Source organism: Cupriavidus sp. UME77, from assembly GCF_014170355.1.
GTDB lineage: Bacteria > Pseudomonadota > Gammaproteobacteria > Burkholderiales > Burkholderiaceae > Cupriavidus > Cupriavidus basilensis.
On the sequence record NZ_LZZU01000081.1, the window covers coordinates 1 to 7,294 of the forward strand.

Genomic DNA, 7,294 nt, shown 5'->3' on the forward strand with positions numbered 1-7,294 from the left:
TTACTGAACTGCTCAAGCAGCTCTGCCAGCTCCACTTCAATCGCCTCCTGGATGACCCGCCGGGCCCCGCGCCTGATCAGCTCCTCGAGCCCAAGCCCGATTTCCGATAGACCGACTGCTTCTTTCCCCTTATCCTTGCTCATGGTGGACCTTTCTTGTGCTGGTTTCCGATCTCGACAATCAGATTCTCAGCGGAAAGCTCCACCGCCCTCTACTCCGCGCCTCAAATTCCCCGTCCGTACACCAGTTTCGACTTTAGCTCCGTTCTTGCCACGCTTGCCGGACATGCGATATGGCGCAACCAACCTGGGCGCCATCAGCTTGACGGTATGTCCGTGCACGCGAAACAGCCGAGCCCAATGATGCGCGCCCGAGCAAGCCTCCATGCCAATCAGACAAGGTGGTAACTCGGCAATGAGCATGGCCAACTGATCACGGGCAACCCTCGGCTTGACGAGAAGTGGTTTGCCTGCCGCATCGACCCCATGAACGGCAAACACGGTCTTGGCCAGATCGATCCCCACGGTAACAATGGACATGGACTTCCCCTCCTGTGGTCTTGATGGCGTTTCGACAAGCCATCATGCACCTCGATGCCGACTTGCGGCTTCCTCCGCGGCCTCGGGACGGGGAAGTCCCTTCCATTCGATTACCCCTGTGAGAGCGCTGGAAATCGACGGCCTTCAGAGGTCGGTTTGCGTCGCCTGACCGTGAGCTGGATTTTTTGAACATGTCGCCCAGTCACGGTCGTTCCTGCACCAGCAAGCAATCACGCACCCCTTGCGCTGCGCTAGGACGGCGAGCCTCACATCGGGAGCAATTATCAGCATTTATCCTGGAACGATAAGTCGTTCGCGCTTCGAACCCCCCGTCCGTTTTGGTGATCGCTTTGTCTGGCCAAGTTGTGTCTCACTAGCGCGGGCTCTACCGAGCTGACGCGCCCTTTGGACTCTAGGCTGCAGCGGATTTGAATGATGACTGCACGGATCGAGGGGCGAGCCTTCCGTACGCCAGTGCCGACAGCACGGCGCCTAAAAGGCCGGCATGACGCCATCATGGCGAATCATCGTGCCATCGGCTAACAGCGTGACTAGTGCATTGGCATGCAAGTCTGCACACATCCATTGAAGTTCGAATCCCAGACTGCCACCCGCATCCAACACATGGAACAGTTTCCGGTCACGTAGATCGAACAGAAAGACGAAGCCTTCTGCGGATCCGACAGCCAGTACACGAGCGTCTTGCAGCAGCGTGCAGCAAAGCAAGTCTTGAGAGCTTGTGGCACGTACGGCCCAATCCAGCGTTTCCTCGTCGAACTGGCTTTCGAACGCCTGCCGGTCATTCAGAAACAGATGCGCCACATCGTTCGGCAGCCCGTTCCGCAAGCTCGCATAGTCCCGCGCCCGATTCCGAGCCGCTCCCACCACGCAGTCCGCGCCGGATTGCTGGAGCGTAGTTCCGTCGAAGTACGCAAGCTTGCCGCAATTCCCGACAGCGATCAGCGTTTGTCTCTCAGGATCCCATGCCAAGTCATAGACGATAGACATATCGCCAACGTCCATGTAATGACGCACGATGGCGGCCGATCCGCTGAACCCGGATAGTCGGATCAGGCTCCCCGGACCGCATACGAACGCAGTTTCGTCGTTGACAAAGATGGCCCCGTAGAAATCCGTTCGCGGGCCCTCCACCCGCTCTTTGATTGCCCACCGTCCATCTTCGTGGCGGATAACCGCGCATCCGTCCCTCCCATACACAAGGATCGTATGGCCGTCGGGCGACCCTGCCATGCCATGCACATCGTCCATGTCGATATGGATGGTCGCCTCGAGTTCACCTGCCACGGTAAGCTTCCCACGTCTTTCCAGGAGGCCCATCATATTGCCGCGCACAAAGATTGCCGCTATTTCGGCCCCGCCCCCCCTGAATGCTCTTCCCATTCCAGAAGTAAAGACTAAAAAACCTTCAGCGTGATAGACGAACTCTCCCTCCGTCCAGCAGAAGACGCGTGCCGTCGGATCCCTCTCCAGGGTCAGCGTCTCGAACAACGCTGGTTGGTAGTTGGCCAAATCCGAAAATCCTACTCGTTGCATGAGCGAGGACACGTACCAGGGACGCTGTCCCATGGACGAATCACGGATGACCGTCTGCCCAACTGTGGAAAACAGTTCTTCGACGCTAATATTGTGTTCCAGGATGCCTTCGGAGAGAGCTTCGCAGTATCGGCTGTTGCCGGACACACCGTCTCCCGCCGCCATGCCTGCGCTGGTCGAATAGCCAATGAGAACATCGCTGGCGGTCGCTACTTTCGGATAAGCCTTTCGTGCATGCGCAGTCGCAGCCGCGAACGCCTGCCAATCTGAGGGATCATGCGAGCCGATCGGAATGCGGCATGCGTCGACGATAATAAGCTTCGGCCCATTGCACGTAGCAACGGCGTCGATCAACCGCGCGACGGGGAAGCCAAATCTAGCGACGCCAGCGAGTGTGGGATCGACTGGGAAATCGGCCAACAGAACGTAGCCCTCGCCGTTTAGTTCGAGTCCGTGTCCGGCGAAATAGACCGTGCAAAACACCCTATCACCCTCTCGAACCGACTTCAGACGCGTCGTGAGCCTATCCAACGCATCTTCCAAGTCGGCATCGTCAGGATCCACGAGAACTTCGCCAATGAACCCGCGGGCGGTCAGCACATCGTAAATCAACACGGCATCATTTCGCGCGTTCGGGAGTATTTCCAGCACACTCGCCTGATAGTTCGAAACGCCAATGCAGAGGGAAAATCTGTTCATGATCCTATTGTCTTCCCACGCCTGTTCACAGGCGCAAAGGTACCTCGGTGCTTCCGTGGCGAGACTTCCGTGTTTCGACAGCGCCGCAGGCATGATCCGCTGTGGTCCGCCAGGTAAACCAATACGCCTCGCCCATCCGCCTACGTTAAACGATCAGCGGCCATTGCATCGTCAGTCGGTATCGACCGCAACGGCAACACTGCGATTGGAGGCCGCACAGGCGTAGTGAATGGCCTCCGCCTCAAATAGGCGTATATTCGCTACCTCGGTATCGAACTTCGGCTTCCAATTTGGCGCTTGCATCTGCAGGTCGTCGCCATTGCCATTGAACAGCACAAAATTCTCCCCGCCGCGGTTCTGCACCGATCGATAGATAATTCCATCAAATTTCTCGCCGCCGAGTTCCGTGTCCGACTCGTAGCGGATGAACTCGGCTAGCGCCTGGGTAATGATGTAACTGCCAGGATCGCCCGCCCGAACCGGCTTGCCAATCTGTTCGTTGATAGAGCGGAGGAGCGACCGTAATTCCATCCGCTTTTCGTAGAAGGGATCCAGCAAGCTCAACGGTTCATGTCGAACCGTATGGTCAATAGCGGTAAAGTCGAAGAAGCGCATATTCTTCGTGATCCGATGCTCGCCCACGATCACCAGGTCTCCAATCGACGGCCTGATCTCCGCAATACTCGTCTTGATATCTCCCGCAACGTACAGCAACGGAATCCCCGCGGGATTCATCCTGTTGTTGCTAGCGCGATGTTTTGGAGGAGCACCAAGCGCGGAGGCGGGGATTGGCTTGTTGAGATCCAGGCTCTCATCGACAATTCGCGCGCGATAGAACCTAGTGCCGGCGCTGCTCTCTCTTATCGCGACGTTTGTTCCGTCCGCGTTCCTTGCATCGAGCGCTTCACGCAGAATACCCGAAAACAACAGGATCGCGCGGCGATTGAAGAATCTCCGGCCGTGCACGATCGATTGATCGACGTATTCCCAGTCGCCTGTCACGTACCAGCGCTCATGCTCTTCGGAATCGAATGGACTCTGCTTCCATTCGTAAGCTTGCCCATCGAAGTAGAAATGCGAGTCGTCGTCCGTTTCCCGATCGATCAGATGCCCGCTAACGAGGTCGCACACGGTCGCGTTTTCTGACAGGATAGTGCGACCGACAATCTCCCCCAGCGTTTTTTCGTAGCCCTCATATCGACCAGAGTCCACAGAAAAATGTCGTGGAAGCACTCTTCTGATGGTGTCTGCGATCGAGTCGGCGGTATGCCCCACATCAATTTGCTTTTCGCAACCAGAGCACCGCCGCTGCCGCGCAAACACCGAGGCACGTGCGTTGAGCAGCTTGTCCTTGACGCAATTCGTACAGATGAATCCGTCCTTCCGGTCCTCTATCTCGAGAGTGACCTGCTGAAATATATTGGTTCGCACCACTTGATCTCCGTTAGGTCGAGTCAAACCTGCGCGGGTATCGCGCTCAGTTCGTCGTCATGCTCGGCAGGGGAACCGGATCAAAATCGACAACAAGGTCATCGTCATCGACTCGCACCTCAATGTCGATGCCTTCGGTCTTGATCGTCGCAAACACGCTGGTCCTCACCAAGACACCGCGCTGCGACTTGGTCTGAGCCTGCGGTATGTCCGTGTGAGCAGCGTAAAAAGTGAACATCGCGTGGAACGTACAATGCACGCTCAGTTCGAGGACGACGATAACTTCCTTCGGATCCTGACGCAGAACGAACAACTCGGAACCAAAGTGGGCGTGATTAGCGTGTTCGCGCATGATCTCCGCCATCACTTCAACGTTCGCAGGATACGACGCCTTGACTCGACCACGTCCTTGCACTTCCCGCGTGAATTCGGCTAGCACTCTGACTTGGAACGCATCGGTATTAAGGTATTCACCAAGACGACGAATGAGTTTCTGGGTTCCCTCGCGCCGCCCTTCCTGCGCGGCATTGACGATATCCAGCGCGGTCGCCATGGTTTCCACATGGTGCAGGTCTTTCGATGGCGCTGCCTCGCAGAAGCGTGCCCAGTCAGCGTCTTTCGACACCACCAGCATCCCCGCGCCTTGCTTTGCGACGAGTGCCTCCAGGCTTTCCAGCGCAATAGCATCTGGAAATTCCGCCTTTTTGTCGCCATTCGACGCGAATGGGGGCTCGGCGGAAAAGTATCGACTCAGGATTTTCTCCAGATCGACGTCCTCAGTGCCGAGTTCCATGGCACCCGTCGCCTCCATGAACTCGTCGATCTCGTCCTGCGCCCAATCCTGGGCCATGGGGAGGGAACCCAATCCCGTCGCGAGTTCGTCCAGGTCGACGTGATCAGCCAGGTATTGTTTCGCCAGTTTTTGCAGCCCATTGAGTTTTTCCAGGCGGCTGGTATGCACGTCGACGAGATCCTGCTTCATTTCCGCGAGAACTACTGAGCTGACAAACAGCCGCAGCGAACCTTCGCCCTTGAACTGCTCCAACTGCTTGAATAAAGGACCGGCCAGAGACTTCCCGTTCGAGTAGAAATTGCTGGTATCGAACGTGATCGCAAAGATCTCGCCGTTTCGAATTTTGGCTTCCAGCTCACGCTTCCGCTCCTCGGAAACCGGCTCAACCTCTTTGGACTTTTTATTCGAAGTCATAACGCAGATATACAGAGTGTAGTGGTTCGATTGCCCAAGCATTTCTCGCACTTCAATCGGGCCAACCTCGACCCAGCGCTGAGTCACGCCAGATAGTACTCGCTCGCCGGGCCGCAGACAGCCATTCAATCAAGGCAGCACAGAGGGATGGCCGGGATTCATCAAAAATCCCCCACACCGCCAGCTAACCGACTGTTTTCAAATCGGAACTCGCCTTCACGGCGCGCCCCGTGACTCCCGCACTGGACACCCGGAAATGTTCCACCGTCTGCCCGGCGTGGACCGCCCGCTGCAGCCAGTCCGGCATGGCGCCGCGGCCATCCCAGCCCTGCCCCTGCGCGTTGCGGTAGCACGCCGCCCCCGGCGAAGGGCTCGGCGCTGGCTCAGCAAAGCAGCCGGTGGCCTGCAGGTCGGCCAGGGTCAGGCCGTGCTGGGCCATCTGGATGCGAATCCAGGTGATCGCTTGTGCGCGCTCGATTTCAATCGACATGGTGTAGGTGAACCGATTCGGGGAGACGCCGGATTCCGCGTCGCCCTCTTTGCTTAAATTTTAATCAACGCCAACGGCGCCGCTGGCCACCCGCCCCGGCGCGGCTTTTCCACAGGCTTGTCCCCTCGCGCGGTGGATAAATGCCATCCGACGCCTCGGCGTCCCCCTCAGGCCGCCCCAGGCTTGAACTTGGTCCGTGTCGCCGGCGCCCGGCGCCTGGGCGATACCAGGCGGCGCGTGGCTGTGGCTTGCGCATCGGCCCGCTCGGCCCGCCGCACTGCCGTCTCCAGTTCCGCCCGCAGCCCGTCTTGGGCCACCTGCCCGCGCCGGAGCGCCTGCTCGGCCTCCGCCAGTTGCCGGCTGAGCGTGTCGCGCTCGGCTAACAGGCGCGCCCGCGCCTCCGCGCCGGCTACGGCGGCCTCCTGCGCCCTCGCCTGCCCGGCCGCCAGTTCGGCGCGCAGATCCGCCACCGCCTGCTCGCCCTTCTGCCGCAGCGTGCGTTCCTGGTCGATCTCGCGCAGCGCGCGGCGCTCGGTGGCCGTCGCGCGTTCCTGCGCCACGGCCACCTGCTCGCGGGTGCGCTCCAGGTCCGCCGAGAACTGCGTATGCATTTCGCCCAGCTGCCGCTCCAGCGCCTCGATCTGACGCCGGCCCTCCTCCTGGCGCGCCTGCGCGGCCGCGTGGGCCTGGCGCTCGGCGTCCAGCTCCCCCTGTAGCGCCGCGCCGGCCCGCTGGGCGGCGTCGAGCCCGGCCTGTACGGCGGCTTTCTTCTGCTCGACTACGACCAGCGCGGCCCGCGCCTGGTCGCGCTGCGCCTCCGCCTCGCTCGCCTGCAGCCGCGCCTCTGCCCGCAGCGCGGCCAGCTCGCCGCTAGCGGCCTCGTTGGCGGCCTGCCAGATCGACTGCACGGCGTCGGCCGCGATCGCCTTGAGCGCGTCCGGCAGCCCGGGGTGGTCGATGGTCACGCGCATCTTGCCGCGCAAGTCTTGCCAAAACTGCGCCAGCACCTCGGTGGGCGTGCCCATGCTGCCCTTTCGTACCAACTGATAGAGCTTGTTGGCGGTAGGCGTGATGCCGTAGCGGAAGAACAGCAAGGCGCAGACCTCGCGGTAGAGCGCGCGGGTTTCGGGGAACTGCGCGCGCAGCGCGGCCACGTCGGCGGCGAGCTGGGCGTCGGCGTCGGTGGGCAGGGGCGGCGGCGGATCGAGCGGGCTGGCGGTCATGTTCTACGTGGAACGTTCGGTGAATTTTTAATATATTACTACGTAATACGTTAAATATATAACTAAAAAGATAATTCTTTAGACATAAGTACGCTTCTGTCTAGAATTACGTCTACACTCACGCCATGACGCCCGCCACACTGATGTAAAC

Annotated in this window: 5 protein-coding genes and 2 pseudogenes; all 7 read right to left on the reverse strand. The window is 59.5% G+C overall.

All coding sequences use genetic code 11. The features are described 5' to 3' along the window. Positions 1-143, reverse strand: a pseudogene (locus tag A9975_RS38345) (IS256 family transposase); the annotation flags it as partial. 114 nt (positions 144-257) lie between these two features. Continuing rightward, positions 258-539: pseudogene (locus A9975_RS31295) on the reverse strand (IS110 family transposase); the annotation flags it as partial. A gap of 492 nt (positions 540-1,031) precedes the next feature. Continuing rightward, entirely contained in the window at positions 1,032-2,792 is a 1,761-nt protein-coding gene (locus tag A9975_RS31300; protein WP_183036140.1) for a caspase family protein, read from the reverse strand. Between the two features lie 171 nt (positions 2,793-2,963). After that, the gene (locus A9975_RS38675; protein ID WP_183036141.1) at positions 2,964-4,226 is read right to left on the reverse strand and encodes an RES family NAD+ phosphorylase; all 1,263 of its coding nucleotides are present in this window, start codon (positions 4,224-4,226) and stop codon (positions 2,964-2,966) included. A 43-nt stretch (positions 4,227-4,269) separates the two neighbouring features. Next, positions 4,270-5,430 (reverse strand): PIN domain-containing protein, encoded by a 1,161-nt coding sequence (locus A9975_RS31310; RefSeq protein WP_183036142.1) that lies wholly within the window; start codon positions 5,428-5,430, stop codon positions 4,270-4,272. A 184-nt stretch (positions 5,431-5,614) separates the two neighbouring features. Next, positions 5,615-5,920 (reverse strand): H-NS family nucleoid-associated regulatory protein, encoded by a 306-nt coding sequence (locus A9975_RS31315; protein WP_183036143.1) that lies wholly within the window; start codon positions 5,918-5,920, stop codon positions 5,615-5,617. Between the two features lie 167 nt (positions 5,921-6,087). After that, on the reverse strand, positions 6,088-7,143 hold the full coding sequence (locus A9975_RS31320; protein WP_183036144.1) for a DNA-binding protein: 1,056 nt from the start codon (positions 7,141-7,143) through the stop codon (positions 6,088-6,090). Between the last annotated feature and the right edge of the window lie 151 nt (positions 7,144-7,294).

Excerpts from the sequence above, each read along its gene's own strand:
- A9975_RS31315 (WP_183036143.1), bottom strand. The coding sequence starts at position 5,920 with ATGTCGATTGAAATCGAGCGCGCACAAGCGATCACCTGGATTCGCATC.
- A9975_RS31320 (WP_183036144.1), bottom strand. The coding sequence starts at position 7,143 with ATGACCGCCAGCCCGCTCGATCCGCCGCCGCCCCTGCCCACCGACGCC.
- A9975_RS31310 (WP_183036142.1), bottom strand. The coding sequence starts at position 5,430 with ATGACTTCGAATAAAAAGTCCAAAGAGGTTGAGCCGGTTTCCGAGGAG.
- A9975_RS31300 (WP_183036140.1), bottom strand. The coding sequence starts at position 2,792 with ATGAACAGATTTTCCCTCTGCATTGGCGTTTCGAACTATCAGGCGAGT.